Source organism: Pseudomonas sp. PDM04 (assembly GCF_014851765.1).
GTDB lineage: Bacteria > Pseudomonadota > Gammaproteobacteria > Pseudomonadales > Pseudomonadaceae > Aquipseudomonas.
In genome coordinates this window covers 101,377-128,008 of the sequence record NZ_JACVAI010000001.1, presented here as the reverse complement: position 1 = coordinate 128,008, position 26,632 = coordinate 101,377, and the positions used below count along the sequence as shown (strand labels likewise).

The window sequence follows — 26,632 nt, the reverse complement described above, 5'->3', positions numbered from 1 at the left end:
ATGCGCGCCCTCAACCTGGATTTTCAGCCCCGTCGACGTTCCGGCCCGCTGGGCTGGAGCCTGCTGGCCATGGGCGGGGGACTGGCGCTGGGCTGCCTGGTGATGTCGCTGCACTTGGGCGAACAGGTCGAGCAACAGCAGGGGCACCTGCAGACCACCCAGCGCGTACTGACTGGCGACAGCGGTGCCAAAGTCGAACTGACCCCGGCCCAGGTCCGCGAACAGGCACAAAACCTTGCCGAGATGCGCAAGGTCTCGCAGCAACTGCGCCGGCCCTGGGAAAGCCTGTTCGCCATGCTCGAAGCCATGCCTCGCGACGACATCGCCTTGCTGACCCTGACCCCCGATGCCCGCAAAGGGCAGGTGCGGATCAGCGCGGAAGCGAAGGACCTGGAAGCCATGCTCGATTTCCACCGCAACCTCGAGGCCAGCGACGAGCTGTCCGATGTGTCGCTGCTCAGCCACGAAATCGTGGCCAACGTGCCGGAGCACCCGGTGCAATTCAACCTGTCGGCTACCTGGGAGATTGGCGATGCGAATCCCTAGACTGATCGTCCACGAATACCTGCAGGGCCTGGGCGTTCCCGGCCTGGCGGGGGCGGCGATGCTGGTATTGGCGCTGGTGTATGGCCTGGCAGGCCTGATGCCGCACTGGCAGTCGCTGCAACAGCTCAGCCAGCAGACCCTTGACGCCCGCGACTACCTGGCCAGGGTCGAGGAGGGCAGCGTCGCCGCCCCCGTGGTGCCGCAACGGCAACTCGATGACTTTCGCAGCAAACTGCCGGCGCAACCCCAGGCCACGGTGGCCATCGACAAGATCTACGCCCTCGCGGCGAAGGAACGCATCACCCTGGCACGGGGTGAATACGCCCTGGGCATCGACCCCAAGACCCACCTGGCGCGTTATCAGATCCTGCTGCCGGTGCGCGGCAGCTACCCGCAACTGCGGCGCTTCCTGCATGCCTTGCTCGGCCAGTTGCCAGCGGTGGTGGTGGAAGACGTGGAGTTCCAGCGCAAGAAAATCGCCGACACCGACCTGACCGGGCGCATCCGCCTGACCCTTTACCTGTCGAGGTCATGATGAACACCAAGCGCGTAGCAGGATGGGTGGGCTTCTTCGGCGTCGCGGCGGCGCTGGCCTGGTTACCCGAGTACTGGACGCCGGCCGGAGAGGGCGATGTCTCGCTGGCGGCGGTCGCCCCCCCGGCCAAGGCCAAGGCCAAGGGTGCCTTGCCGGCCACGCCCGCTGCGGGCAAACCGGCGGCGATCAGGGACTTGAGCCCGGCGGGCGACCTGTTTGCCGCCCGCAGCTGGAAAGCCGCGCCGACCCTGGCCAGCGTCACCGAGCAACCCGTCAATGTGACCCCGGTGCTGCAGGCCCCCACTGCACCGCCGATGCCGTTCCAGTTCGTTGGCCGGCTGGATGACCGTTCCGACCTGCAGGTGTTTTTGCAGAACGGCGAAAAAATATACGTCGTACGCAAAGGGGATGTGATCGACGAAACCTGGCGGATCGAGGGCATCTCCGACAGGGAGTTGAGCCTGGTCTACCTGCCTATGCATTTGTCCCAGACCTTGTCTGTGGGGAGCGCGCCATGAACCCGATCCGTTTGTCGATGAGCCTTTGCCTCTGCGTTGCGCTGGCCGCGTGCAGTTCCGCGCAAGTGGCCAACAAGGAAGCTGCCGAGTTGATCGAGCAGGGGCAATACGAAGCGGGGCTGGCACGTATCCAGGAAGGGCTGCGGGAAAACCCTCGCGACACCGAACTGCACCTGGCGCTCAATACCGCCCGGACCCGGGCCATCACCGCGCTGCTGACTGAGGGCGATACCGACCGCTCCCGTCGCGATTTCGCGGCCGCCCGGATCAACTACAGCCGCGTGTTGACCATCGAGCCGAACAACCGCCGTGCCCAGGACGCCCTGCGCCAGCTCGAATACCTGCGCAGCATGGATGAAAAACTCGAACTGGCCCGGGGCGACCTGCGTCGCGGTGACCTCTACGGCGCCGACCGCCAGGTCAAGCAAATCCTCGAACTGGACCCGCAAAATGCCGGCGCCCTGGAACTGCAAGGCAGTATCCGCCTGGTACAGAGCCGCAACGTCATCCCCTACCCGCAACTGCGCACCCGCCTGGATCGGCCGGTCACCCTGGAGTTTCGCGACGCCAACCTGAAGACCATTTTCGAAGTGCTGTCCCAGGTCGCCGGCCTGAACTTCATCTTCGACAAGGACCTGCGCCCGGACATGAAGGCGACGATCTTCGTGCGCGACGTGCGCATCGAAGACGCGGTGGATCTGTTGCTGCAACAAAACCAGCTGCACCAGAAGGTGGTGAACGAAAACACCCTGCTGATCTACCCGGATTCGCCGCAGAAGCTCAAGGATTACCAGGAGCTGGTGATGCGCACGTTCTACCTGACCAGCATCGACGCCAACACGGCGTTGAACATGGTCAAGACCATGCTCAAGACCCGCGACGTGTTCGTCGACGAACGCCTCAACACATTGACCATGCGCGACACCGAAGACGCGATCCGCATGGCCGAAAAACTCCTGCAATCGCAAGACCAGTCCAACCCGGAAGTGGTGCTGGAAGTGGAGGTGATGGAAGTCGCCACCCAACGGATTCTCGACCTCGGCCTGCAATGGCCCAATACCTTCGGCGTGATCAACAGCGACGGTTCGCCGGTGACGCTGCTCAACCAGCTCAAGGGCATCGACTCCAGCCGGATCACCATCTCGCCGTCGCCCCAGGCCAAGATCAATGCCCAGGACAACGACATCAATACCCTGGCCAGTCCGACCATTCGCGTCAGCAACCGCGAACAGGCGCGCATCCACATCGGTCAGCGCGTGCCGATCATCAGCGCCACCTCGGTGCCGTCCACCCAGGGTCCGGTGATCACTGAAAGCGTGACCTACCTGGACGTCGGCCTGAAACTGGAAGTGCAGCCGACCGTGCACCTGAACAACGAAGTGGCGATCAAGATCGCCCTCGAAGTCAGTAACGCCACGCCGCTGGAACCGACCCGCCAGGGCACGATTCCGGTCCAGGTCGATACCCGCAACGCCCAGACCACCCTGCGCCTGCATGACGGCGAAACGCAGATCCTGGCGGGGCTGATGCGCAACGACCATGGCGCCACCGGCAACAAGATCCCCGGTCTGGGGGACATCCCGGGGCTGGGCCGGTTGTTCGGCAGCAACAAGGACTCGGTCAGCAAATCGGAGCTGGTGCTGTCGATCACCCCGCGGGTGGTGCGCAACCTGCCGTACCAGAGCCCGTCCGACATGGAGTTCACCACTGGCACCGAAACCAGCATGCACATCCAGGCGCCGGATCGCAGCCTGCCAATGTCCGTGACCACCGATCGCATCGACCGCCCGGTGGCCGCGACCACCACCCAGGTCTTTATCGAGAAGCCTTGATCATGAACGCCTCGCAACGTGGTTTTACCCTGGTCGAAGTGGTGGTGACGCTGGCGCTGATCGGCCTGCTGGCCAGCATGGCCGCACCGCTGACCGAGACAGTGGTGCGCCGGGGCAAGGAGCAGGAACTGCGCACCGCGCTGTATCAGATCCGCGATGCGATCGACGCCTACAAACGCGCGTTCGACGCCGGTTACATCGAGAAGTCGCTGAACAGCAGCGGCTATCCGCCCAGCCTCAAGGTGCTGGTGGACGGCGTGCGCGACGTGCGCAGCGCCAAGGGCGCCAAGTTCTATTTCCTGCGCCGCGTGCCCCGGGACCCGCTGGTCCCGGTCAAGCGCGACGACGAAGGTGGCTGGGGCCTGCGTGCCTACGACAGTTCGGCGCAGAACCCGCGCGAAGGCGAAGACATCTTCGACGTGTATTCGAAGGCGCGGGGCAAGGGCCTCAACGGCATTGCGTATCGGGAGTGGTGAATCATGCGTCGGCAAAAGGGCTTTACCCTGCTGGAACTGATGGTGGTCATGGCAATCATCGCGACCCTCATGACCATCGCCATGCCCCGTTATTTCGAAAGCCTGGAATCCTCGAAAGAGACCACCCTGCGCCAAAGCCTGGCATCGATGCGCGAAGCCCTGGATCACTACTACGGCGACACTGGGCGTTATCCCGATTCGCTCGAGCAACTGGTGGAGCAGCGTTACCTGCGCAATGCGCCGATGGACCCGATCGCCGAGCGCAAGGACCTCTGGGTAATGGTCGCACCGCCGGACGGCGTACCGGGCGCGGTCGCCGACATCAAGAGCGGAGCCACAGGGAGGGCGCGTGATGGCAGCCTTTTTTCCGAATGGTAGGCCCGCAGGCGAAGACGGCTTCACCTACCTGGGCGTGCTGCTGCTGATCCTGGTCATGGCCATGGGGCTGGCCAGTGCCGGCGAGTTGTGGGCCACTGCGGCACGCCGTGACCGCGAGCGCCAGTTGCTGTGGGTCGGTACGCAATACGCCCAGGCCTTGCGCAGCTACTACCGCAGTTCGCCCGGGCTGGCGCAGTACCCCAAGGCCCTGGAGGACCTGTTGCAGGACGAGCGTTTTCCCAACCCCAAGCACCATTTGCGTCAGCTGTACCCGGACCCGATCACCGGCGGCGAATGGGCCTTGATGCGCGGGTTCGACGGGCGCATCACCGGCCTCACCAGCGCCTCCACGGACAAACCGTTGAAGCAGGCGGACTTCCCCAGCCAGTGGTCGGATTTTGCCGGCATGGCGAGCTACAAGGACTGGCAGTTCGTGGCCGAGAAGGCGTTCCTCGACGGCGCGCCGGGTGCCGGCAAGGGACCGTCCAGATCGCCTCAGGGGTTGCAGCCATGAACCGCCGCTGCCTGGCCCTGATCCTGATGCTGGCGTCCGCTGCCGCCGCGGCCGGCGAAGAGGACGAAATGATGGGTTTCATCGTCGATGACACGATTTCGCACATCGGCCACGACTTTTATTACTCGTTCAGTGAACGCCTGCGTGCCACCAGCCCGATGGATTTCAACCTGGTGGTACGTGAACGGCCTTCGGCGCGCTGGGGCGCCCTGGTCACCGTGGAATATCAGCAGCGCCTGGTTTACCGGCGGTTTCTGCCGCCAAACACCGTGGAACTCAAGGACGAGGCGTACGACGCCGCCGACTGGGTACGCGGGCAGATCGTCCAGCGCAAGCTGGAAGCCATGTTGCAGGACACAACGGACCTTGAGAGGGACGAATTATGAAAACAACAAACTTCTCGCAACGTTCAGCGCTTTCGCGGGCCGGCCTGTGCCTGCTCGGGCTTGGCAGTTGCAGCCTGGTGCACGCCACGGAACTGGTCTACACGCCGATCAACCCATCGTTCGGCGGCAACCCGTTGAACGGCACCTGGTTGCTCAACAATGCCCAGGCGCAGAACGACTACGACGATCCCGATCTGAAAAAACGCACGTCGGTGGCCGGCACCTCGGCGCTGGAGCGCTTCACCAGCCAGTTGCAATCACGCCTGCTCGGGCAGTTGCTGGACAACATCTCCGCCGGCAACACGGGGAGCCTGACCACTGACGCTTTTATCGTCAACGTCGTCGACGACTCCGGCCAATTGACCATCGTTGTGACGGACCGGGCGACGGGTGAGATTTCGGAAATCCAGGTGAGTGGCCTGGCCCCTTGAAGGGCTTTGGGTCCAGGGATGCGGTTTGATGGGGAGTAAGGTCATGAAAAAAATAATGGTGCTGGGGCTGATGTTGGCCGCGTTACAAGGGTGCAGTCTGCGCGAGCCGGTCGGCGCCGAGCAGGACAGCGAAACCCCGACGCTGACCCCAAGGGCTTCGACTTACTACGACTTGATCAACATGCCGCGCCCCAAGGGCCGGTTGATGGCGGTGGTGTACGGCTTTCGCGACCAGACCGGGCAGTACAAACCGACGCCGGCCAGCTCGTTCTCCACCAGCGTGACCCAGGGGGCGGCGAGCATGTTGATGGACGCGTTGCAGGCCAGCGGCTGGTTCGTGGTGCTGGAGCGCGAAGGGCTGCAGAACCTGCTGACCGAGCGCAAGATCATCCGCGCCTCGCAGAAAAAGCCCAACACCCCGGTGAACATCCAGGCTGAACTGCCTCCGTTGCAAGCGGCGAACATGATGCTCGAGGGCGGGATCATTGCCTACGACACCAACGTGAAGAGCGGCGGGGAAGGGGCGCGCTACCTCGGTATCGACATTTCCCGGGAGTATCGCGTGGACCAGGTCACGGTCAACCTGCGCGCCGTGGATGTGCGCAGCGGGCAGGTGCTGGCCAATGTCATGACCAGCAAGACCATCTACTCGGTGGGGCGCAGCGCCGGGGTCTTCAAGTTCATCGAGTTCAAGAAGCTGCTCGAGGCGGAGGTTGGCTATACCACCAACGAACCGGCGCAGTTGTGTGTGTTGTCGGCGATTGAAGCGGCGGTGGGGCATCTGCTGGCCCAGGGCATCGAGCGGCGTCTGTGGCAGGTGGCGGGGGATAACTCGGTGCCGGCGCAGAATGAGACGCTCGATCGTTATTTGAGCCAGAACCGGGTGACCGAGGAGGAGTGAACCGAGGCGGCCTGCGGGCCGACCTGGTGCTCGCTGGTTGTAATCTGAACCCTGTAGGAGCTGGCTTGCCAGCGATGGCGGCCGAACAGCCACCGCAGTTTTTGCGGATGTACCCATAACCCTTGTGGGAGCGAGCCTGCTCGCGATGACGGCCTCGCAGGCAACCTAATCGCTGCGGCTGTACGCGGTCATTGTGGGAGCTGGCTTGCCAGCGAAGGCGGTTTGTCTGTCGACCATGTTCTTGCTGGTGTACATATCCGTTTCTGCGGTAACGGCGGCTTATGGTTTCGCCCTTACGGCGAGTCCCTTTTGGCAAACGCCCCAAAAGGAACCAAAAGGTCTCGCCCCAAGCGTACGGTCCCTCGCCTAGGCTCGGGATACCCTCGCTCCGGCATCCATCCGGGGACATCGCCTCCGGTTTGCTGCGCTGCACCTCCTCTCGATGTGTGCGGCTTCGCCGCACGGCGCTGCGCGCCCATTCCCCGGATGAATGCCTCCACTCAGCCTTCCGAAGGGGCGGGTGGATCAAAAGCAGAAGCAAGATCCAAAGCGCAAGGCGAGCTGACGCTCGGCCTTGTGGTTTGGTGATTTGGTGGTTCGGTGGTTTTTGGTGGGCGCCTCCTGTGGGAGCGAGCCTGCTCGCGATGGTCGTCAACGATAACGCGGTTTGCCTGACACCCCCGTGTGCTCTCAGGTCCCTCGCGAGCAAGCGCGCTCCTACAGTGGATTTTCTTTGCAAATGACTTCTGCTGTAGGACATCTGCACCACTACATCGCCTTGCTCCTTTGCCTAAAACTACGCCAGAATCCGCCGGCTTGTGTGTCTTGGTTCGGGTCTCTAACGTTTGCGCATCGCTGCCGATTCAGCGATCGGGTTTAGCAGCTCGGACAATTTCAAGGCACGCCGAGATCACCTCGTCATGGTGGCTGTGCGTGGGGCACTTCGGTGCGCCGGGTTCCTTGATCCCTGGTCTGCTAACCCGCGTACAGCTGCCACCTCCTTGTTTAGCAGCAATGTGTGGCGGCTCCATTGATCAAGGAGCTTCACCATGCCAAAACCAACGCCCAATCCCCCTGAATCACCCTCACAAAGCGAATCTGCCGACGACCCGGCTTTTGATCCATCGCTGCCGAATACCGCGTCACCCCACACCCCCAGCACAATGTTCTCCATCGCCCCGGACATCGATACCGAAACCCTGCTCGCCAGTGCCTGTGAATCACTCGCTTCAGCCAGCGTCATGGCCGGTGATCTCTCGGTATTCGTCGACGGTCCGCAACGCCACATGCTGTTGGGTATCCAGCAGATCATCATGCTGGCGGACCTGGCGGTGAATCGGGCGCTGGATAATCTGGAGTTCCAGGCATCACCTTCACAGCCAGGCTGATAGATCGGATGCACGCGGCTCCTTTGGGAGCTGGCTTGCCAGCGAAGACGGTCTCACGGCCACCCGGGAATTGGCGAATTTACCCATAACCCTTGTGGGAGCGAGCCTGCTCGCGATGGCGGTTTGTCTGTCGACCATGTTCTTGCTGGTGTACATATCCGTTTCTGCGGTAACGGCTGCTTATGGTTCCGCTCTTACAGCGGGTCACTTTTTTACAAGCGCCAAAAAAAGTAACCAAAAAACGCTCGCCCCGGCGTCCGGCCCCTCGCTTGGGCTCGGCGTTCCTTCGCTGCGGCATTCCTCCGGGGACATCGCCTCCGGTTTGCTGCGCTGCACCTCCTCTCGATGTGTGCGGCTTCGCCGCACGGCGCTGCGCGCCCACTCCCCGGATGAATGCCTCCACTCAGCCTTCCGAAGGGGCGGGTGGATCAAAAGCAAGAGCAAAAGCAAGATCAAAAGCGCAAGGCGAGCTAACGCTCGGCCTCGTGGTTGGGTGGGTTTGATGGGCTCCTACAAAGGGATTTCTTCTTGGTCGGCTTCTTCCGTAGGACCCTTCCACCATTACGATGCCTTGCGCCGTTGCCTACAACTACGCCAGAATCCGCCGGCTTGTGTGCCTTGGCTTGGGTCTCTAACGTTTGCGCATCGCTGCCCATTCAGCGATCGGGTTTAGCGACTCGAACACTTACAGGGACACAAGTCCTCCGGCAATGATTGCAAGCGTTTTTCGCCTGTCATTCATTTATGGTGGCTGTGCGTCGGAGACCTTCGGGTCTGCCGGGTTTACCTGTGACCGGTTCGCTAACCTTCGTACAGCCGCCACCTTCACTTGTTTAGCGACGAGTACTGGTGGCTCCGATTGTCACAGGAGCTTTCACCATGCCAAAACCAACGCCCAATCCCCCTGAATCACCCTCACAAAGCGAATCTGCCGACGACCCGGCTTTTGATCCATCGCTGCCGAATACCGCGTCACCTCACACCCCCAGCACAATGTTCTCCATCGCCCCGGACATCGATACCGAAACCCTGCTCGCCAGTGCCTGTGAATCACTCGCTTCAGCCAGCGTCATGGCCGGTGATCTCTCGGTATTCGTCGACGGTCCGCAACGCCACATGCTGTTGGGTATCCAGCAGATCATCATGCTGGCGGACCTGGCGGTGAATCGGGCGCTGGATAATCTGGAGCTCCAGGCACCGCATTGATCCCCCAAAAAAAACCGCGACCCTCACCAGGGCCGCGGTTTTTTTACCCGCGCTTATTGCTGCAACACGGTCGCCCGGTTGTCCATGCCCATCTGTTGAATCGTCGCCATCTGTGTCACGCCACTCTGGTCGACATTGGCAATGTTGCCGGTGCCGCCCTGGTTCACGTAGGTCACGTTCTGGGTGTCGGCCTGTTTGACCGTGATCATGTTGTCGTTGCCGTTCTGGGTGGTGTAGGCCTCGTTGCCGGTGCCGGACTGGGTGAAGTCGGTGGTGTTGCCCATGCCGTTGCTGCTGCCCATGGCCAGGTTGGTGGTGCCGCGCTGGTCGGCGATGAGGAGGTTGTCGCTGCCGTTCTGGTCGAAGTACAGCTCGTTGAAGGCATCCGCCTGGTTGATCGTGGTTTTGTTGCCTGAGCCGCTCTGGTTGGTGGTCAGGATGTGGCCGATGCCGTCCTGGGTGAAGTTGGCGACGTTGGCGGTGCCGTTCTGGTTGATGGTCGCGCGCTGGTTGCTGCCGAACTGGCCACCGGTTTGCGGGCCTTTCCAGTTGCTGGCGTAGACCTTGTTCTGGCTGCCCACCGAGTTGGCGGTGAGGACGTGGCTGTCGCCGCTCTGGTAGGTGAAGTGCACGTTGTTCGTGCCTTCCTGGTACAGCGTCAAGGCCGAGCCGACGGAGTTGAACTGGTCGGCATAGATGGCGTTGAGGTCGCCGACCTGCAGGACCTGGGCAACGTTGTTTTCGCCGAAGCTCTGGTCGACGATGGTTTCGTTGCTGGTGCCCATCTGGTCGACTTTGGCCTGGCTGTTGCGTTGGTCGTCCTGCCAGATTTCAGTGCCGTTGAGCACGCCGAGCTGGTTGATGGTGGCGCTGCTGTCGCTGCCGAAGCTCTGGTCGGAATAGGCGTAGTTGCTTTCGCCCGTCTGGTTGATGGTGATCTGTCCGTTGGTTTGACCCGACTGCTCGGCGGTGCCGTAGTTGGCGATGCCGACCTGGTTGACCGTCGCGGAGTTGGCCAGGCCCAGGCCGACCTGTTCGATGTTGGCCTCGTTGCTGTCGCCGACCTGGAAGGTTCGTGCAGAGGTGGCTTCCTGTTCTTCCTGGTAGATGAACGAGAAGTTGCCGCTGCCTTGTTGCTGTTGCAGCGCTTCGTTGCCGCCCACGCCGATGGACTGGCTGGCGTGGCTGATGTTCAGGGCGCCGACCTGTTGCTGGGTGATGGTGCTGTTGTCTTCGAACAACTGCTCGCCGTACCCGGCGTTGTAGTCACCGACCTGGTGCTGGTCGATGGTGCTGGTGGCGGTGTCTTGCACCGCGGCCGCGTCGTTGCCCTGGCCGAGTTGCTGCTGGGTGGCGGTACTGAAGGGCGCCGCTGTCTGCTTCACATCGGCGACGTTGGCGGTGCCGGTCTGGTCCTGCAGGGAAACGCTGTCGTCGGCCATGGCCTGGGCACTGACCATGACCAGGATGGCGGCGGTGAGGGGCGTCAGTTTGAACATGATGAAACCTCCAAGGGGTGCAGTGCTTCAGCGGTATTGTTTGACCGAAACGCTCATGCCGTTTCCCGACTGGTTCACGGCGCTGGAAAGCCCCGTGCCGGCCTGGTCGATGCTGGCGTCGTTGTTGTTGCCGTTCTGGGAAATCTGCGCGCGATTCTGGCTGCCGGCCTGGGTGATCGAGGCCGAGTTGCCGTAGCCTTGCTGGGTGATCATCGCCATCAGGTCGCTGCCTTGTTGCAGGATGTAGGCTTCCTGGTTGCTGCCCGACTGGACGATGGTGCCGAGCAACGACTGGCCGTTCTGTTGCAGCAACGCCACGTTGGCCTGGCCGTTCTGGTCGATCAGCGCCTGTTGGCCGACCGGTAGGGGCAACTCGCCGAGGTCGGCGCCGGGGCCCAGGTCGTCGTTGTCCATCAAATCGTCGGCGCGTACGCCTGCGCTGCTGCAGAGCAGAAGCAGGCAGAGCAGGGCGGCGGTCGACGTTTTCATGGTCTTGTCCTTTGGGGCGAGGGCGGCCCCATCAACCGGGTGGTCGATGGGGCGCGGCTCAGTTGGAGATCACTTGCACCGTGCGCACGGTGCCTTGGGACGAGGTGATGGTCGCCGTCGGGTTGGCCGATGGAATCACCGTGGTCGTGTTGTTCACCGTCAGCCGCCAGCGTCCGGTCACCGGTACCGTGGTGGTGCCCAGTGTCTGCAGCCCGGTCGGGGTGGTGACCTGAACGGTGATGGTGTTGCCGGTGGTCACCGACGAGGTGCCCGTGAAGTCCCAGGTGAAGCGGTTGTTGGAACGCGCGGTCACGGTGGCGGCGGTCACGGCGAAGTTTTCTGCCGGTGGCCGTGGCGAGACCTGCACAGTGACCGTCGCCGGTGCTGTCGACACGGCGCCGAAGCTGTCCCGTACGAAGTAGGTGAAGGTCGTGGTGAACGCCGTGGTGACGGTGGCCGGTGGGTTGTAGGTCAGCACCGTGCCGTTGCTGGTCACGCTGCCTCGCCCGGCAGGGGGCTGACTGAAGCTGGCCACCGCGAGCGGTAGGTTGCCTTCCGGATCGGTGTCGTTGACGAGCACGTTGATGGGCACCGACACACCCAGGGTCGCGATGCTGTCGGCCACGGCCGTTGGCGCCTGGTTGGGGGCCACGTTGATGGTCACGGTCGCCGCCGTCGTCGAGGCCAGGCCTTTGATGTCCTGAGCCTTGTAGGTGAAGGTCGTGGTCAGTGGCGCATTGACCACGGCGGGCGGGGTGTAGACGACGGCGGTGGTGCCGCTCAGCGTCACACTGCCTTGCCCGGTGGCCGGTTGGGTCAGCGCGGTGATGGCGAGCGGCGTGTTGCCGTCCGGATCGCTGTCGTTGGCCAGCAGGCTGAGGGTGATCGGTACGCCGAAGCTGGTGCTGCCGGTGTCGGCGACAGCAATCGGCGCCTGGTTCTCGCCGCTGTCCGGGGCGCTGCCGACTACCACGACCGGTTCGGTATCGCTGCCACCCGCCGAAGACTTGATCGTCACGCTGGCCGGTGGCTGGGTCAGGTCAGCGACGGTCAGGCGTTGCAGGGTGCCGGACTTCGACAGCCGTCCGTAGCCCTGGGCGACCATGTCCGGCACCGCCACTTCATCGGACGAAATGGCTTCGATCAGCAGGCTGTGGTTGCTCCAGTTGTAGCGCGCGGTCTGCACTTTCACCACGTCGCTGACTTTGCTCGACACGGCGGTCGGCCGGGTCACACCGCTCGGATCGGTGGCGGTGAGCACCACCAGCGGTGGAACGGTGCTGCCCGTCAGGCGATGACCGAAGTACTCGCCCCGGCCGTCGCCGAGCATGCTGGTCAGGCAGGGGGTCGGCGGTGGTCCGGCAACCAGGGCCACGCTTTCGCGGAAGCACAGGGTCGAACTGTTCGCCGATTTGCCGAAGACCTCCACCCGGGTACTGCTGGTGCCTGGGCCCGTGGAGGTGCGACGGTAAGTGGCACGGCCGATGTCCACAGGGGTTTGTGCGCGGCTGTCGAGGATTTTGCCGGAAACGGTGAACAGGTTGGTCTGGATGGTCCCGGCCGGACCCTGGACGCGCAGGAAGTTGGTGTTGAACGGGCTGCCGGTCACCGGCTCGGAGATGTTCGGGTCGCCGATGAAGGTCTCGACGGCGGTGGTGTCCGGGTTGACCTCGGTGTAGGGGCCGCCGGCACCGCGCAGGAAGGGCCCGACCTCGCCATTGAGCGCGCCGGAGAAGTTGCCCGGTGCGCCGATGCCGATGTCGCGGGTGATGTTGATCGCCCGCCGGCCCGGTGCGGTGACGTTGATCGTCTCCTGACCGTAGGGGTGGGTGATGACGTAAGTGCCAGCCACGGGAATGTTCACCCGGATGCGAATCCGCGCGAAGCTGGCCTGGTCGCCGTCAACCGGGTTCTCTGCGGCGAAGGCCGCTTCGATCCCCGCTACGTAGGCGTCCACGCCATAGCCGCCGACATCGTTGATGCTGGTTTCGGCGAGGAACCAGAAGGCTTCCGGCGGCCAGTTATCCGGGAACACCATGGGCTGGGTGTCGTCGAAAATGCCCGGCTCCGGGTTCAGGATGCACATGTAGGCGGGGGCGCCAGGGGCGCCGGGGGCGCGGGTGCTGGTGGCCCGCGACTGGCACAGTTCCAGCGACAGCAAATTGTTGTCCTGATACCACATGGGGAATTTCCCCGTGGCAAAGGTGTAGGGGCCGAGGTCGACGGCGGCGAGTTGCGCGAACGCACTGCCGGACAACGAAAGAGTCAGCCCTAGCGCGTTGAGCGCGGTGCGTGGCCACTTGTTCATGATGCCTCCTGATGCGGGTCTGGGCATGAGAGCGTTCATTGCACGATGACCACGTCTTCGATATCGGTGCCGCCATTGGCGGACGTCACCCGAACCTTGGCCGGTGGAATCGGCGTGATGCCGGTCGACAGGGTTTTCTCTGCGCCGGGGCCACTCAGGGTGCCGATGGCGACACCGGTGCCGGAGGTGGCGGTCAGGACCGGTGGCGAGGTTTCATCGCTGCTGGAGGCGACGATGGTGAGTGTGCTGTTGCTCAGGTTGTATTGGGCTTGCGAGATCACCACCAGGTCGGTCAGCGGCAGGCTCCGTGAGGTCGGCGTACTGCTGGGGATGGCCAGGTGGTTGTCCGCGGTCACCACCAGGTTGGCGGGTAGCGTCGGGTTGGTGGAGGACTGTGCGTACCAGTGGCCGGTAGTGTCGGCTTCGGTCAGGTTCAGCACCGGGGTGTTGCTGTCCAGCTTCACCACGGCGGGTGGCGGCGGGGCCAGTACGAACACATCCTGTTGCGCCACCGGGGCGCTGTCGCCCGCTTTGCGAGAGTAGGTGCTGCGCTCGGCAATCAGCGGGGTGGGGCGAGCGACGGTCGACAACTTGCCGGAAATCGCCATGACCGTGGTGCGCAGATCGAGGCCGTTGGGCCCCTCGATGCGGATGTAGTTGGTGTTGAACGGACTGCCGGTGAAGGCTTCTTCCAGGTTCGGATCGCCGACGAATTGCTCGGCGGCACCGGTGGCCGGGTTGGTTTCGGTGTAGGGGCCATTGACGCTGCGCAGGAACGGTCCGATGTCGCTCTTGAGCGCGCCGTCGTAGGTTTTCGGTGAGCCGATGCCGATGTCGCGGGTCATGTTGATCGCGCGACGGCCACCGGCCGGCACGTCGAAGATGTCGACGCCGTAGGGGTGGGTGATGGTGTAGATACCGGCGGTGGGCACGTCGACGCGAATGCGGATACGCCCGAAACTGACTTGGTCACCTTCCTTCGGATCTTCGGCGGCGAAAGCGGCTTCCACGGCGCTGACGTAAGTCAGGTCGATACCACGCGCGGCATCGACGATGGAACCGTCGCCGGTGAACCAGAAGGCTTCATCGGGAAAGTTGTCCGGGAAAACGATGGGCTGCGTGTCGTCGAAGATACCGGGATTGGGGTTCAACAGGCACATGTAGGCCGGTGTGCCGGGGACTATGGGTGCCCTGGAACTGACAGCTTTTGTCAGGCACAGGTCCAGGGTCCGACCGTGAGAGTCCTGGTACCAGGCAGCGAAATTGCCATTGGCCGGTGCATAGGGTCCCGGATCCACGGCAAACAGGGCGGCCTGGGCAGCGCCTTGGGCCAGTGCACTTACGATCAGGGCGATCGTGGTTTTGGACAGTAAAGGGTGCATGGGTTTTCCCTCTATCAAAGACCTGCCCCCTGGGGATGGGTCAGTTGAAGGGGGTTCGGCAACTTCCATACCAAAAGCCTGAAAGTGTCAGGAGAGGCCCGTTGTTGCGGGATGTCGGGCCTGGGCTAGGCATGTGGGGCGCGGACGCGAACGGGCCACTGTCCCCAGGTTTGGGGACAGGTGGGGATGACTCGCTGTAGAGGGGCTTGCCCTCGGTGGGACGACGCCCAAACACCCCGCATCGGTTCCTCAACCCGATATCGGGCAAATGCGTGGCCATGGGCTATAACCAAAGGGGGGAGTCGTCGGGAAGTACGCCCATGAACATGCCAACACACACCCTTCAGAACGAGGAGGGCGATGTTCTTCTGCGTTCGCGCAAACAGCCATTCAACCTGCTGCGCTGGTTTTCGCTGATCAGCATGGCGGTGATCGGCACCGTGGCGATTGCGCTGGGGGCGGTGTCGACACGCTTCGTGATTACCGAGAGCGTGCAGCGCGACGCGTTGCTGACTTCGCAATTCATCCAGGCGATTGCCTCGGCCGAAGTGCGCCACGTCTCGATCCCCAATGTCCGGACCATGGGCGAGTTGCTCGACCCGCGCCAGGACCGCCATTTGACCGATGTCGATCCGCTGGCCCGGGCCAATGCCCGGGGCGAGTTTCTGGATCATATCGAGCACTTGCCTGACGTGATCCTGGCCAATATCTATGCCCCCGACCGCATGGTGATCTGGTCGACCAACCCGGCGCTGATGGGCACCACCATCGAGTCCGACGAAGACCTGGACCAGGCCTTCGAATTCAAGACCCCGGTGTCGGCCAGTTATCACGACGTGGACAACGCTCGCATGGAGCAGAAGTTCGTCACGCCACCGCAATACATCTTCATCGAAAACTACATCCCGCTGTTCGACGCCGAAGGCAAGAACGTCACGGCCATGGTCGAGATCTACAAGGAGCCCAAGGACCTGATCGAGCGCATGGAGCGCGGCCTGGTGCTGATCTGGCTGGCAACGGCCCTGGGCGGCGGGCTGATTTACCTGGGGTTGTACTGGATCGTGCGGCGGGCGGCGATACTGCTGGCGACGCAACAAAAGCAACTGATCAGCAACGAAACCTTTGTCGCCCTGGGCGAGATGTCATCGGCGGTGGCCCACAGTCTGCGTAACCCGCTGGCGACCATTCGCTCCAGCGCCGAGCTGGCCCTGGAATTCGACAGCGGCCCGGCACGCAAGAACATCAACGACATCATCGGCCAGGTCGATCGCATGTCGAAGTGGGTGCGCGAATTGCTTCAATCCTTGCGCCCGCTGCATGACGAACCGGAGTCGGTGAACCTGGTGGCAGCCTTGCATGACAGCCTCATGGCCTTTGAGCAGCAGATCGCCAAGGCCGGGGTCAATGTGGTGTTCGCACCCCAGGAAACGCCGATGGTCCTCAGCCAGCCCATCCAGTTGGCGCAAATCCTCAACAGTCTGATTGCCAATGCGCTGGAAGCCATGGACAAGGGCGGAACGTTGACCATCACGCTGGAACCGGCCGATCCCCGGGGCGTCGATGTGCTGCTGCGCGACACCGGCAAAGGCATGAACGAGGAACAACGCAGCATGGCGTTTCGTCCGTTTTTCACCACCAAGCAGGGTGGGCTCGGTGTCGGGCTGGTGCTGGTCAAGCGGATCATGGAACGATGCGGCGGTGCGGTGAGCCTGGACAGTCGGGAAGGCGAGGGCACCTGCGTGCGCCTGTCGTTCAAGCGTTTTCCCTGAAACCGGGGATGAAATTTCCCCGTTAGCGGGTGCCATTCCCCACCCCCTTTTTTCACTCATGGCACATTGATGTTGATAAGCCATTGTTTCCGCGAGTATTAATGCTTTCGTAATAAGTTGTTACAGGTTTGGCGAGCTCCTTGCAAAACCACCAGCACCCCCTTCATGACTGCGAGGCGGCTGGTGATGAACATGAAAGCGCGTTTTTCCTTCAAGTGGTTTGGCCTGCTGACGCCGCTGGGCGTCCTGCTGACAATGACGCTGGGCACAGCGACGCTGCGCGCCAGCCCGATCGATGACGAGCGACAGCCAGAACCTTCCGACCCCTCTGCGTATTACGACGAACCGGCCGACGAACCGGCAGCCCTCAATGCCATCCTGACCATGCCGGAGGCCAACGAAGACGCCTTCGACTTGCCCGACGGGGTCAAGGGCAGCCGCGACACCCCGCGTCAGGAAAACATCCTGCCACCGACGGTGCAGACCAGTTTCAACTACCCCACCAACGGCAAGCCCAGCCCGCTGTTCGGCGCCCAACCCTTCACCCAGCAACTGGTGCTGTTCGAAGAGTTCGGCCCGGAGAAGCTCGACCCCACCACACCGACGGCGCCTTTGCCGTTTCCACCGGCGGCGATTGGCCCGCTGCCGCAACAGGACCCCACCAGTGCAGCTCGCAGCGCACCGCCGAGCGCGGCCCTCGATGCGTTCATGCGGCAACCGGGCCTGACGCCGTTCCCCAGCCAGTTCTCCAACGTGGTGGACCGCAACCCCTGGCAGGCGCAGATCGAGTACTTCCTCAACCGCCGCATCGGCTCGTCCGCCGAAGGTCGTCCGCCGGGAAAGGGCTGGTCGCACCAGCGCTGGAACGAGTTCTATCCGCAGATGGCCTACAAGACGGTACAGACCGGGGCTCGGCTCAACACTGGTTGGCGCGACAGCCATCAGATGCACGGTTACGCGGTGGGTGAGTTCGGGCCAGGCGGCCTCTATCACAACGTGGCCGGCATTCCGGCGACCGAGGGCACGGCCCGGGGCGTCGATGCGCGAATCCACCCGAACATGCCGGTGCAAAACCACAATTCGGTGTGGACCTTCGACGGCACCTTGCCGCCCAAGCTGTTGATGGTGCGATACGGCCAACCGGTGTTGATGCGTCACTACAACGGTTTACCCATCGATCCGTCGGCCAACATGGGGTTTGGCCTGCACACCATCAGCACCCACGAACACAACGGCCACGCCCCGGCGGAAAGCGACGGCTATGCCAATGCGTTTTTCTTCCCCGGCCAGTACTACGACTACCGCTGGCCGATCCAGCTGGCCGGTTACGACAGCATCAACACCAAGGCCGAGGACCCGCGCGCGGCATTCCCCTGCGCACCGGGCGAAACCCTGTGGACCAATGACATGACCCCCAGCCGCAAGACCTGCGACCACGGCACCATCAGGATTCGCGGTGACTGGCGCGAAACCATGAGCACCCACTGGTTCCACGACCACATGCTCGATTTCACCGCGCAGAACGTCTACAAGGGCAACGCGGCGATGATGAATTACTACAGTGCCCTGGATCGCGGCAATGAATCGGTGAACGACGGCGTCAACCTGCGCTTTCCCAGCGGCAACGCCTTGCCGTGGGGCAACCGTGACTATGACGTCAACCTGGTGTTCGCCGACAAGGCCTGGGATCAGGCCGGCCAACTGTGGTTCAACCCGTTCAACACCGACGGCTTCCTCGGTGACCAGGTGCTGGTCAACTGGCAGTGGAAACCGACTCTGGATGTGCGCGCGCGCAGCTATCGGTTCCGCATCCTCAATGGCTCGGTGTCGCGTTACTTCAAGCTGGCGCTGGTGCGTGAAATCAAGGGCAGCAGCGGCGAGTTCCAGGGACCCAAGGGCTCGGGCGTGTCCTACGCCCGGGTGCCGTTCCACATGATCGCCAACGACGGCAACATCATGGAGCACAGCGTGCCGTTCGACGGCAGCATGGACCTGGACGCCGACGGCGATAAGCAGAACCACAACGCCATCCTGCCGACCCAGGGCATCGCCGAGCGGTTCGACATCATCGTCAACTTCGCGAAAAACGGGATCAAGCCCGGCGACAAACTGTTCTTCGTCAACCTGCAGGCACACGACGACGGCAAAGGCCCCAAAGAAGTGATTTCCCTGGCCGATCTGCTCTCCGAGAAATACCTGGCGGTGATCAAGCAGACCAGCAAGGGCCCGCAGTGGGACAAGGGCGATCCGGCGGTGGGCAAGGTGCTGCAACTCAACGTCAAGGCGTACACCGGCCAGGACCTGGCGATGGATCCGGCGGCGTATGAACCGGCCAAACCCGGCAAGGCCGAGGGCCTGGTGATGATCCCGCTGAAAATCCACCGCGACAACGCCGCCGACAAGCAACTGCTGGCCAAGGCCCGCCACCGGACTTACATCTTCGGCCGCTCCGACGGCACCGATGAAGCACCGTGGACGGTCAAGACCGACGGCGGGTTCGGTTTCCACATGGACCCACGGCGCCTGAACACCGCGACCAAACTGGCCAGCGGCCCGACCGATGCCGGCACCAGCGGTTTCGGCACCCTGGAAGTGTGGAACATCAAGGCCGGCGGCACGGGTTGGAGTCATCCGGTGCATGTGCACTTCGAGGAAGGCATCATCCTCAGCCGGGGCGGCAAGGCCCCTCCGGAATGGGAAAAGTGGGCGCGCAAGGACGTGTATCGCATCGGCTCGGAGAAAGATGGGCTGGACAGCGTCGAGATGGCGATCAATTTCCGCGAGTTCGCCGGGACGTACATGGAGCACTGTCACAATACCCAGCATGAGGACAACTCCATGCTGCTGCGCTGGGACCTGGAGAAACCCGGTCAGTTGCAATTGATGCCGACACCGCTGCCGAGCTGGGATGGTGTGCGCTACGTCAACTCTGCCGCGCTGCCCACCTTCCGCAATGGCGATGGCTTCGGCCCGCAGGTGCAGGTGAAACCATGAACCGGGCGCGCGCCGACAGGGCGCTGTCGACGCCGCGTTCCCGTGCCCTGGGCATGCACCTGGTCCTGGTCCTGGTGACCTGCCTGCTGGCGACTCGTGCCCTGGTGGCCCATGACGGCGCACTGGCGCCGACGCCATCGGCGACGCCCTGGGGCGAGGATTATTTCCCCAACACCCTGCTGACTGACCAGGACGGTCGGCAGGTGCGGTTTTTCGACGACCTGATCAAAGGCAAAGTGGTGGTGATCAACTTCATCTTCACGTCGTGCAGCGATTCCTGCCCGCTGGAGACCGCGCGCCTGCGCCAGGTGCAAACCTTGCTGGGGGACCGGGTTGGCCAGGACATCTTCTTCTACTCGATCAGCATCGACCCGCTGAGCGATACCCCGCCGGTGCTCAAGGCTTATGCGCAACGTTTCAAGGTCGGGCCGGGCTGGCGCTTCCTGACCGGTGAGTTCGAGGCCGTCACCGACCTGCGCAAAAAGCTCGGCCTGTTCATCGAGGGCGTCGACAACGGTCGCAACAAGGACCACAACCTGAGCCTGATCGTCGGCAACCAGGGCACCGGACGCTGGATGAAAGCCTCGCCGTTCGAGAACCCGTGGATCCTCGCCGACCAACTGGCCAACACCTTGCAGAACTGGAAGCAGGCCAGTGCCGAACAAAACTACGCCAATGCCCCTGAAATCCGCCCGCCGAGCAATGGTGAAGAGCTGTTCCGCACCCGTTGCGCGTCGTGCCACAGCCTTGGGCCGCAGGACGGTCAGGGCATCGGCATGCGCAGTATCGGCCCGGACTTGATTGGCGTGACGCGCCAGCGCGATCCGAAGTGGCTCAACCGCTGGATCCGTGAGCCGGATCGCCTGCTGGCCGAGAAGGACCCCATTGCCACGCAGCTGTTCGAACGTTTCGAGCGGATCCCGATGCCAAACCTGCGCCTGGATGAGAACGCGGCGCAATCCATCATCGAGTTCCTGGAGGAAGAAACCGAACGCCAGCAACCGTTGCAGGCGGCGCAGGTGCCATAGCGGCTAATTACAATCATTGAGGCCGTCGGTTTCGATCAATGCCACCTACACTGATCCGAAACGCCACGGGAAATGCCTTACGTCACGCTCGGGACTCTTCCATGCAGATACTCGAACCACCACAAGTACCTGCGTTGCCGAATACGCCAGTAGCAGAGGGCATTGGCTTGCGGGGGCAATTCAACCTGCTGCGCTGGTTTTCCCTGGGCAGCTTTTTGATCATCGCCGGTGTGGCGCTGGCGCTGGGCTACATTTCCACGCGTTTCGTGGTGGAAGAGAGTATCGAGCGCGATTCCATGCTGACCGCGCAATTCGTCCAGGCCATCGGCGCGGCTGAAATCCGTCATGCTTCGATCAACCCGAACAGAACCATCGGCGAAATGCTCGACCCGCGCCAGGACAACGCCTATCCCGATGTTTCGGCGCAAGCCAGGGCGGCTTCGCGTGCCGAGTTTCTCGATCATGTCGAACACTTGCCGGACCTGCTGCTGGCCACGGTGTATGCCCAGGACCGTACGGTGGTGTGGTCGACCAACCCGGAACTGATCGGTGTGCGCATCGAGGACGACGAGGAGCTGGACGAGTCCTTCGAAATGAAGGAACCGGTGTCCACCAGCTACCACGAGATCGACGAAGAGCGTCCCGAACAAAGACTGTTGCGGGAACCGGAATACCTGTTCATCGAGAACTACATCCCGATGTTCAACGCCGACAAAAGCAAAGTGATCGCAATGGTGGAGATCTACAAGGAACCGGTGGACCTGGTGGCGAGAATCCAGCGCGGTTTCAAGACGACCTGGTTCGCCACGCTGCTGGGCGGGGCCGCCATTTACCTCGGGCTGTTCTGGATCGTGTGGCGTGCCGCCAAGCTGCTGGAAAGCCAGCAGAAGCAGTTGATCAACAACGAAACCTTCGTCGCCCTGGGGGAAATGTCGTCGGCGGTGGCCCACAGCCTGCGCAACCCGCTGGCGAACATCCGCTCCAGCGCCGAACTGGCCCAGGAAGTCGCCAGCCATGGCGCGCAGAAGAATATCGGCGACATCATCAACCAGGTCGATCGCATGTCGCGCTGGGTGCGTGAGCTGCTGGTGTCGTTGCGGCCGATGAATGAGGACCAGGAAACGGTGGACCTGGTGCTGGCCATCGATGACACCCTGTGCGCCTTCGAGGCGCTGATCAAACGCTGCGGCGTCGAAGTGCGCTTCACGCCGATGGCCTGTACGCCGGTCGTCAGCCAACAGGTGCTGCTGACGCAGATTCTCAATAGCCTGTTCGCCAACGCCCTGGAGGCCATGCCCAAGGGCGGCGTGCTGAGCATCGAGATCGAATCGCAACACCCGGGCCATTTGCGCATGACCCTGAGCGATACCGGCAAGGGCATGAACCGACAGCAGCAGCAAATGGTCTTCAAGCCTTTTTTCACCACCAAGCAAGGTGGTCTGGGCGTGGGCCTGGCTCTGGTCAAAAGAATCATGGAGCGCTTTGACGGCTCGGTCGAACTGGCTAGCCAGGAGCAGGAAGGAACCCGCGTCAGTCTCAATTTTAAAGTGGCAACGGGAGAGGATCATGGAGCACAGCATTCTACTGGTCGAGGATGACGAACTCCTCGCCGAGAATATTCAGACCTACCTGGAGCGTAAGGATTTCGAGGTGACGGTCTGTCACTCGGCGGAAGAAGCGCTGGAACAAATGCGTACGTTCGCCCCGGACGTGGTGCTGACGGACAACTCGCTGCCGGGCATGAGCGGTCACGATCTGATCCAGAAGCTGCGCATCAGCGCGCCGGACCTGAAAGTGATCATGATGACCGGCTACGGCAACGTCGAGGATGCCGTGGTGGCGATGAAAGAGGGCGCGTTCCACTACGTCACCAAACCGGTGGCGTTGCCCGAACTCAAGCTGATGCTGGACAAGGCCCTGGCCACCGAACGCATGGAGCGCACACTGTCGTTCTATCAGGAGCGCGAGGCGCAGAAGTCGGGCGTGCAGGCGTTGATCGGCGAATCGGCGCCCATGCTGTACCTGAAAAACACCATTGGCCAGTTGCTCGACGCCGAGCGCCGCATGGCCAACGCCGATTTGCCACCGGTGCTGGTCGAGGGCGAAACCGGCACCGGCAAGGAACTGGTGGCCCGCGCCCTGCATTTTGACGGGCCGCGCAGCAAGGGTCCGTTCATCGAGTTCAACTGCGCCTCGATTCCGTCCAATCTGCTGGAGTCGGAACTGTTCGGCCATGAGAAGGGCGCGTTCACCGATGCCAAGGACCGCCGGGTCGGGCTGGTGGAGGCGGCTGACGGCGGAACGTTGTTCCTGGATGAAGTGGGGGAAATGGACCTGCTGCTGCAAGCCAAGCTGCTGAAGCTGCTGGAAGACCGGACGATTCGGCGGGTCGGTTCGGTCAAGGAACGCAAGGTCGATCTGCGGGTGATCAGTGCCACCAACTGCAACCTCGAACAGATGGTCCAGCAGGGCAAGTTTCGCCGCGACCTGTTTTTCCGTCTGCGCATCATCTCGATCAAGGTGCCGCGCCTGTACGCCCGTGGCGAAGACATCCTGTTGTTGGCCCGGCATTTCCTCGCCATCCACGGCAAGCGCTATGGCAAGCCGAACCTGCATTTCAGTGACCAGGCCGAAGAGCTGATGCTGGGCTACAGCTGGCCGGGCAACGTGCGCGAACTGCGCAACATGCTCGAACAAACGGTATTGCTGGCCCAGACCGATAGCATCGCTGCGCACCAGTTGAACGTGTGCCTGAGCCTGATGGATGAACCGCTGGTGATGCCCGAGGTGCCCCGCAGCGAACCCCGCCCGGCCTACAACGGCAGCGAGTCGATGAACCTGCCGGAAGTGGAACGCGACATGGTACGCAAGATGCTCGACAAGACTGACTGGAACGTCACCAAATCCGCGCGTCTGCTGGGCCTGAGTCGCGACATGCTGCGTTACCGGATCGAAAAGCTCGGCCTTGCGCGCCCGGACAAGCGTCAGTGGTAGACCGCCGTGGCCTTTTGGCTGAGGCACGCCAGCAGGCAGGTCGGGTCGATCACCTCCTGATTGACGTAGACCCCGCGCTCTGCGTCGTAGGTGCGGATGAACACGCGCACGGTGGCGTCCGCGACCGTTGGCAGGCGTGAGTCGGAAAACGCGTGCTGGCTGGAAATCGGAATGAAATCCTGCGGTGCCGTGGGAATGTACGAACCGGGTGGCACTGTGCTCAGGCTGGGTGGCGCGGGATGGGCGAACGGCTGGCGGTCCCCGTAGTAATTGAACTCGCTGCTGTATTCGGACGTTGGCGTCAGGCTGTCGTCCGCGTGAGCGTTGAGGCTGAGGGTGAGGGCGAACAACAGCGTCAAAGGGGTGTGTTTCATGGCTGCACCTGTGAAATCGGTTTTCCCGCTTTTCCCCAAGGTCATTAACTATAGCTGGCGAGCGCGGTCAGTGCCGGCTTACAAGATTGCAACAAACACCCGATGGGCTTATCAAAAGCGCTGATCTAGACTCGGGCCGGTCAACCCACTGTCCCATTCTGGAGCGTGCAAATGGAAATGCCCTCAAACGCCAACGCTGTCGCCAGCAACCGCGATGCCTGGAACGACTCCGCCCGACACCACAAGAACAACCCCGAATGGCCGGCACTGCTGGAGTCCGTGACCCTGGCTGATTTCTCCTGCCTGGACGCCACCTTGCACGGTGTGTTGGAGCAACTGGGCGTCGAGGGCAAGGCCGTGGTGCAACTGGGCTGCAACAATGGTCGCGAAAGCCTTTCGCTGTTCGCACTGGGCGCGCGCAGTGTGGTGGGTGTGGATCAGTCGGCGGCGTTTCTCGATCAGGCGCGGGAGCTGGCGTCCCGCTCGCCGCACGCGCCCGAATTCATCGAGGCCGACATCCATCATCTGCCGGAGGCACTGCACGAGCGTTTCGATGTGGCGCTGATCACCATCGGCGTCTTGAACTGGATGCCGGACATCGGCGAGTTCTTCCACCACGTCGCACGCACCCTTAAGCCGGGCGGCGCGCTGGTGGTGTACGAAACCCATCCGTTCCTGGAAATGTTCGACCCCGAAGCCGACGACCCCTATCACCTGGCCACATCTTACTTTCGCCGCGAGCCGTTCGTGCAGGACCAGCCAATCGTCTACGAAGGCAAGATCGAACAACCGGCAGCGACGTCCTACTGGTTCGTTCACACCCTGAGCGACATCTTCACCGGCGCCATGGCGGCGGGCTTGCAGATCAGCCACTTCAAGGAGTACCCGCATTCCAATCGCGAAGAGCTCTACGACCGCTATCAACAACGGGCAGCGCAGTTGCCGCTGTGTTTTACCTGGGTGGCGGTGAAGCGCTGAGCCGGGTCGATACCGGCGGGAACGGGCAGACGGCCAGTGTTCACGAAGCCCATTGCAGGCGCGAGCTTGCTCGCGGGGGGCGTCGATGACGCGGACTGTCTGGATGCCCGCGTTGTCCGGGCGTTATTCGCGAGCAGGCTCGCTCCCACAGGGGATCTGTTGTGGAGGCTGGGTCTGCGTTCAACGCAGTCGTATACCGGCGGCAGGTGGCGCCCGGCTTGCAAACATCTAGTGAGCCGAGTGATTTACCGCATGACCAGGTTGTGCGTAGAGATCAAGTCCAAGTGCATGAACTACTTTCAAAACGGTATCGAAGCGAGGTCTTGCACCGGGCGCGAAGGCTTTGGACAGGTTTTCGCGACCCATTCCCGAATCCTTGGCAATTTGTGCCATGCCTCGAGCTTTTAAAACGTAGCCGATCGCTCGAAGAAACTCCTCGTTATCGCCATCTGCCAGAACTTGGGAAAGGTACTCGCTGATCGCGTCGTCACTGTCCAGCAGTGCTGCCATATCGAAAGTAGTCAACGTCTGGCTCATGCTCAAACCTCCCTTGCCAATTTTTTTGCCCGCTTGATGTCAGCTGTCTGCGAGGATTTGTCTCCCCCCACAAGCAGTAAAATCACGACGTTGTTCCGTAGGGTGAAGTAAACTCGATAGCCGGCACCGACGTCCACGCGCATTTCGGATACACCGTCACCCACCGATTTGATATCCCCTAGATTACCCGCAGAAGCCCTGTCAATGCGACGCGCTATAGCAACCCTCGCCCGCAAGTCGCGTATTGAAGTGTGCCATTCGGCGAAGCGTGTGGTTTGTCGAACAAGATAATTCATGGCTTGAAGGTACCCATTCGGATACGTGAGATCAGTCAGGCCGTTCGCTCGCTTCGAGTCTTTCTTCCTGGCTTTTTGTGGGACGTTTGCGTCTTGCATTGAGTGTCCGGAGCACCGGTGCGTCGCTTCGTTCCGCAATCGTCAACGGACAAAACCTGCGTCGGCCCGCTATCCTTTGGCCCACGCTTCTCAATCAGGTGTCCCATGCTTCAGGTCCAAGGCGTTTACAAAAGCTATGCCACCGCACAAGGTCCGCTGCCGGTGTTGCAGGGGGTCGACCTGACGCTCAAGCCCGGCAGTAGCCTGGCGCTGATGGGGGAGTCGGGCAGCGGCAAGAGCACGTTGCTGCACTTGATCGCCGGGCTGGACAAGGTCGATCGCGGCAGTATTCGCAGTGGCGAGCACCGGCTTGAACAGATGAATGAGGCGCAACTGGCGAACTGGCGGCGCACTGAAATCGGCCTGGTGTTCCAGCAGTTCAACCTGATCGGCAGTTTGCGTGTGGAGGACAATCTGGCGTTCCAGGCGCGACTGGCCGGGCGTCATGATGCGCGCTGGCACGCCCATTTGGTCCAGCGTCTGGGGTTGGCTGATCTGCTGCGGCGTTATCCGGAGCAACTGTCGGGCGGTCAGCAGCAGCGGGTGGCACTGGGTCGGGCATTGGCGGCGCAACCCAGGTTGCTGCTGGCCGACGAACCCACTGGCAGCCTCGATGAAGCCACCAGCGATGAAGTGCTGAAGCTGTTGCTGGAGCTGCTCGACGACAGCCCGACGACCTTGCTGATGGTCACCCACAGCCCCAGCGTGGCGGCGCGACTGGCGGACAAAGTGGTGTTGCACCGTGGTCGCCTGGCCGGCGCGGACGAGCGCTGA

General features: G+C 62.4%; 26 protein-coding genes. 19 read left to right on the top strand and 7 right to left on the bottom strand.

Annotated features, from left to right (window positions below; all coding sequences use genetic code 11):
• The 12 genes from IB249_RS00635 to IB249_RS00580 all read left to right on the top strand — a co-directional run bounded on the left by IB249_RS00635 (nucleotide 1) and on the right by IB249_RS00580 (nucleotide 9,111).
• On the top strand, nucleotides 1-546 hold the full coding sequence (locus IB249_RS00635; protein ID WP_192301609.1) for a PilN domain-containing protein: 546 nt from the start codon (nucleotides 1-3) through the stop codon (nucleotides 544-546).
• Entirely contained in the window at nucleotides 533-1,081 is a 549-nt protein-coding gene (locus tag IB249_RS00630; protein ID WP_192301608.1) for a GspMb/PilO family protein, read from the top strand. Before IB249_RS00635 ends, IB249_RS00630 begins: the two co-directional genes overlap by 14 nt.
• Nucleotides 1,081-1,599 carry a hypothetical protein gene (locus tag IB249_RS00625; protein WP_192301607.1) on the top strand — a complete coding sequence of 173 codons (519 nt, stop codon included), beginning with the start codon at nucleotides 1,081-1,083 and terminating at the stop codon, nucleotides 1,597-1,599. The genes IB249_RS00630 and IB249_RS00625 overlap by 1 nt, the downstream gene beginning before the upstream one ends.
• On the top strand, nucleotides 1,596-3,431 hold the full coding sequence (locus IB249_RS00620) for a secretin N-terminal domain-containing protein (protein WP_192301606.1): 1,836 nt from the start codon (nucleotides 1,596-1,598) through the stop codon (nucleotides 3,429-3,431). The genes IB249_RS00625 and IB249_RS00620 overlap by 4 nt, the downstream gene beginning before the upstream one ends.
• A 2-nt stretch (nucleotides 3,432-3,433) precedes the next feature.
• On the top strand, nucleotides 3,434-3,907 hold the full coding sequence (locus IB249_RS00615) for a type II secretion system protein (RefSeq protein WP_192301605.1): 474 nt from the start codon (nucleotides 3,434-3,436) through the stop codon (nucleotides 3,905-3,907).
• Nucleotides 3,908-3,910: 3 nt separating this feature from the next.
• Nucleotides 3,911-4,285 (top strand): type II secretion system protein, encoded by a 375-nt coding sequence (locus IB249_RS00610; RefSeq protein WP_192301604.1) that lies wholly within the window; start codon nucleotides 3,911-3,913, stop codon nucleotides 4,283-4,285.
• Nucleotides 4,260-4,799 carry a type II secretion system protein gene (locus tag IB249_RS00605; RefSeq protein WP_192301603.1) on the top strand — a complete coding sequence of 180 codons (540 nt, stop codon included), beginning with the start codon at nucleotides 4,260-4,262 and terminating at the stop codon, nucleotides 4,797-4,799. The genes IB249_RS00610 and IB249_RS00605 overlap by 26 nt, the downstream gene beginning before the upstream one ends.
• A complete protein-coding gene (csgE, locus tag IB249_RS00600) occupies nucleotides 4,796-5,185 on the top strand; it encodes a curli production assembly/transport protein CsgE (protein WP_192301602.1) in 390 nt (129 codons plus the stop codon). Before IB249_RS00605 ends, csgE begins: the two co-directional genes overlap by 4 nt.
• Nucleotides 5,182-5,616: a curli assembly protein CsgF gene (locus IB249_RS00595; protein WP_192301601.1), complete on the top strand. Its 435-nt coding sequence runs from the start codon at nucleotides 5,182-5,184 to the stop codon at nucleotides 5,614-5,616. Before csgE ends, IB249_RS00595 begins: the two co-directional genes overlap by 4 nt.
• A 43-nt stretch (nucleotides 5,617-5,659) precedes the next feature.
• Nucleotides 5,660-6,517: a CsgG/HfaB family protein gene (locus IB249_RS00590; RefSeq protein ID WP_192301600.1), complete on the top strand. Its 858-nt coding sequence runs from the start codon at nucleotides 5,660-5,662 to the stop codon at nucleotides 6,515-6,517.
• 1,049 nt (nucleotides 6,518-7,566) lie between these two features.
• Nucleotides 7,567-7,905, top strand: coding sequence for a DUF6124 family protein (locus tag IB249_RS00585; protein ID WP_192301599.1), 339 nt, complete (start codon nucleotides 7,567-7,569; stop codon nucleotides 7,903-7,905).
• An 879-nt stretch (nucleotides 7,906-8,784) separates the two neighbouring features.
• Nucleotides 8,785-9,111: a DUF6124 family protein gene (locus tag IB249_RS00580; protein WP_192301598.1), complete on the top strand. Its 327-nt coding sequence runs from the start codon at nucleotides 8,785-8,787 to the stop codon at nucleotides 9,109-9,111.
• Nucleotides 9,112-9,164: 53 nt separating this feature from the next.
• On the opposite strand, the gene IB249_RS00575 is transcribed toward IB249_RS00580, so the two are convergent.
• Genes IB249_RS00575 through IB249_RS00560 form a run of 4 tightly spaced genes read right to left on the bottom strand, consistent with a single transcriptional unit; the run spans nucleotide 9,165 to nucleotide 14,789 of the window.
• A complete protein-coding gene (locus tag IB249_RS00575) occupies nucleotides 9,165-10,610 on the bottom strand; it encodes a curlin (protein WP_192301597.1) in 1,446 nt (481 codons plus the stop codon).
• A gap of 27 nt (nucleotides 10,611-10,637) precedes the next feature.
• A complete protein-coding gene (locus IB249_RS00570) occupies nucleotides 10,638-11,099 on the bottom strand; it encodes a curlin (RefSeq protein WP_192301596.1) in 462 nt (153 codons plus the stop codon).
• 58 nt (nucleotides 11,100-11,157) lie between these two features.
• Nucleotides 11,158-13,407: an Ig-like domain-containing protein gene (locus tag IB249_RS00565; protein ID WP_192301595.1), complete on the bottom strand. Its 2,250-nt coding sequence runs from the start codon at nucleotides 13,405-13,407 to the stop codon at nucleotides 11,158-11,160.
• A gap of 35 nt (nucleotides 13,408-13,442) precedes the next feature.
• On the bottom strand, nucleotides 13,443-14,789 hold the full coding sequence (locus IB249_RS00560; protein ID WP_192301594.1) for a hypothetical protein: 1,347 nt from the start codon (nucleotides 14,787-14,789) through the stop codon (nucleotides 13,443-13,445).
• A 320-nt stretch (nucleotides 14,790-15,109) separates the two neighbouring features.
• On the opposite strand from IB249_RS00560, the gene IB249_RS00555 reads away from it, so the two are divergent.
• The 5 genes from IB249_RS00555 (at nucleotide 15,110) to IB249_RS00535 (ending at nucleotide 23,574) form a co-directional block, all read left to right on the top strand.
• A complete protein-coding gene (locus tag IB249_RS00555) occupies nucleotides 15,110-16,558 on the top strand; it encodes a sensor histidine kinase (RefSeq protein ID WP_192301593.1) in 1,449 nt (482 codons plus the stop codon).
• Nucleotides 16,559-16,744: 186 nt separating this feature from the next.
• The gene (locus tag IB249_RS00550; protein ID WP_192301592.1) at nucleotides 16,745-19,552 is read left to right on the top strand and encodes a multicopper oxidase domain-containing protein; all 2,808 of its coding nucleotides are present in this window, start codon (nucleotides 16,745-16,747) and stop codon (nucleotides 19,550-19,552) included.
• Entirely contained in the window at nucleotides 19,549-20,580 is a 1,032-nt protein-coding gene (locus tag IB249_RS00545) for an SCO family protein (protein ID WP_192301591.1), read from the top strand. The genes IB249_RS00550 and IB249_RS00545 overlap by 4 nt, the downstream gene beginning before the upstream one ends.
• Before the next feature lie 101 nt (nucleotides 20,581-20,681).
• Nucleotides 20,682-22,178, top strand: a complete 1,497-nt coding sequence (locus IB249_RS00540) for an ATP-binding protein (protein WP_192301590.1) — start codon at nucleotides 20,682-20,684, stop codon at nucleotides 22,176-22,178.
• Entirely contained in the window at nucleotides 22,147-23,574 is a 1,428-nt protein-coding gene (locus IB249_RS00535) for a sigma-54-dependent transcriptional regulator (RefSeq protein ID WP_192301589.1), read from the top strand. The genes IB249_RS00540 and IB249_RS00535 overlap by 32 nt, the downstream gene beginning before the upstream one ends.
• Here the strand turns inward: IB249_RS00535 and IB249_RS00530 are convergent.
• Nucleotides 23,565-23,948 (bottom strand): hypothetical protein, encoded by a 384-nt coding sequence (locus tag IB249_RS00530; protein WP_192301588.1) that lies wholly within the window; start codon nucleotides 23,946-23,948, stop codon nucleotides 23,565-23,567. The two genes, IB249_RS00535 and IB249_RS00530, sit on opposite strands and share 10 nt — an antisense overlap.
• A gap of 171 nt (nucleotides 23,949-24,119) precedes the next feature.
• Here IB249_RS00530 and IB249_RS00525 point away from each other — a divergent pair, with 171 nt between their 5' ends.
• The gene (locus IB249_RS00525; RefSeq protein ID WP_192301587.1) at nucleotides 24,120-24,926 is read left to right on the top strand and encodes a class I SAM-dependent methyltransferase; all 807 of its coding nucleotides are present in this window, start codon (nucleotides 24,120-24,122) and stop codon (nucleotides 24,924-24,926) included.
• Nucleotides 24,927-25,154: 228 nt separating this feature from the next.
• On the opposite strand, the gene IB249_RS00520 is transcribed toward IB249_RS00525, so the two are convergent.
• Together IB249_RS00520 and IB249_RS00515 are read right to left on the bottom strand one after the other, a co-directional pair.
• Nucleotides 25,155-25,463, bottom strand: coding sequence for an addiction module antidote protein (locus IB249_RS00520; RefSeq protein WP_192301586.1), 309 nt, complete (start codon nucleotides 25,461-25,463; stop codon nucleotides 25,155-25,157).
• A gap of 2 nt (nucleotides 25,464-25,465) precedes the next feature.
• Complete coding sequence (locus IB249_RS00515) at nucleotides 25,466-25,759, bottom strand: type II toxin-antitoxin system RelE/ParE family toxin (protein WP_192302784.1); 294 nt, start codon at nucleotides 25,757-25,759, stop codon at nucleotides 25,466-25,468.
• Nucleotides 25,760-25,963: 204 nt separating this feature from the next.
• On the opposite strand from IB249_RS00515, the gene IB249_RS00510 reads away from it, so the two are divergent.
• Complete coding sequence (locus IB249_RS00510; protein ID WP_192301585.1) at nucleotides 25,964-26,632, top strand: ABC transporter ATP-binding protein; 669 nt, start codon at nucleotides 25,964-25,966, stop codon at nucleotides 26,630-26,632.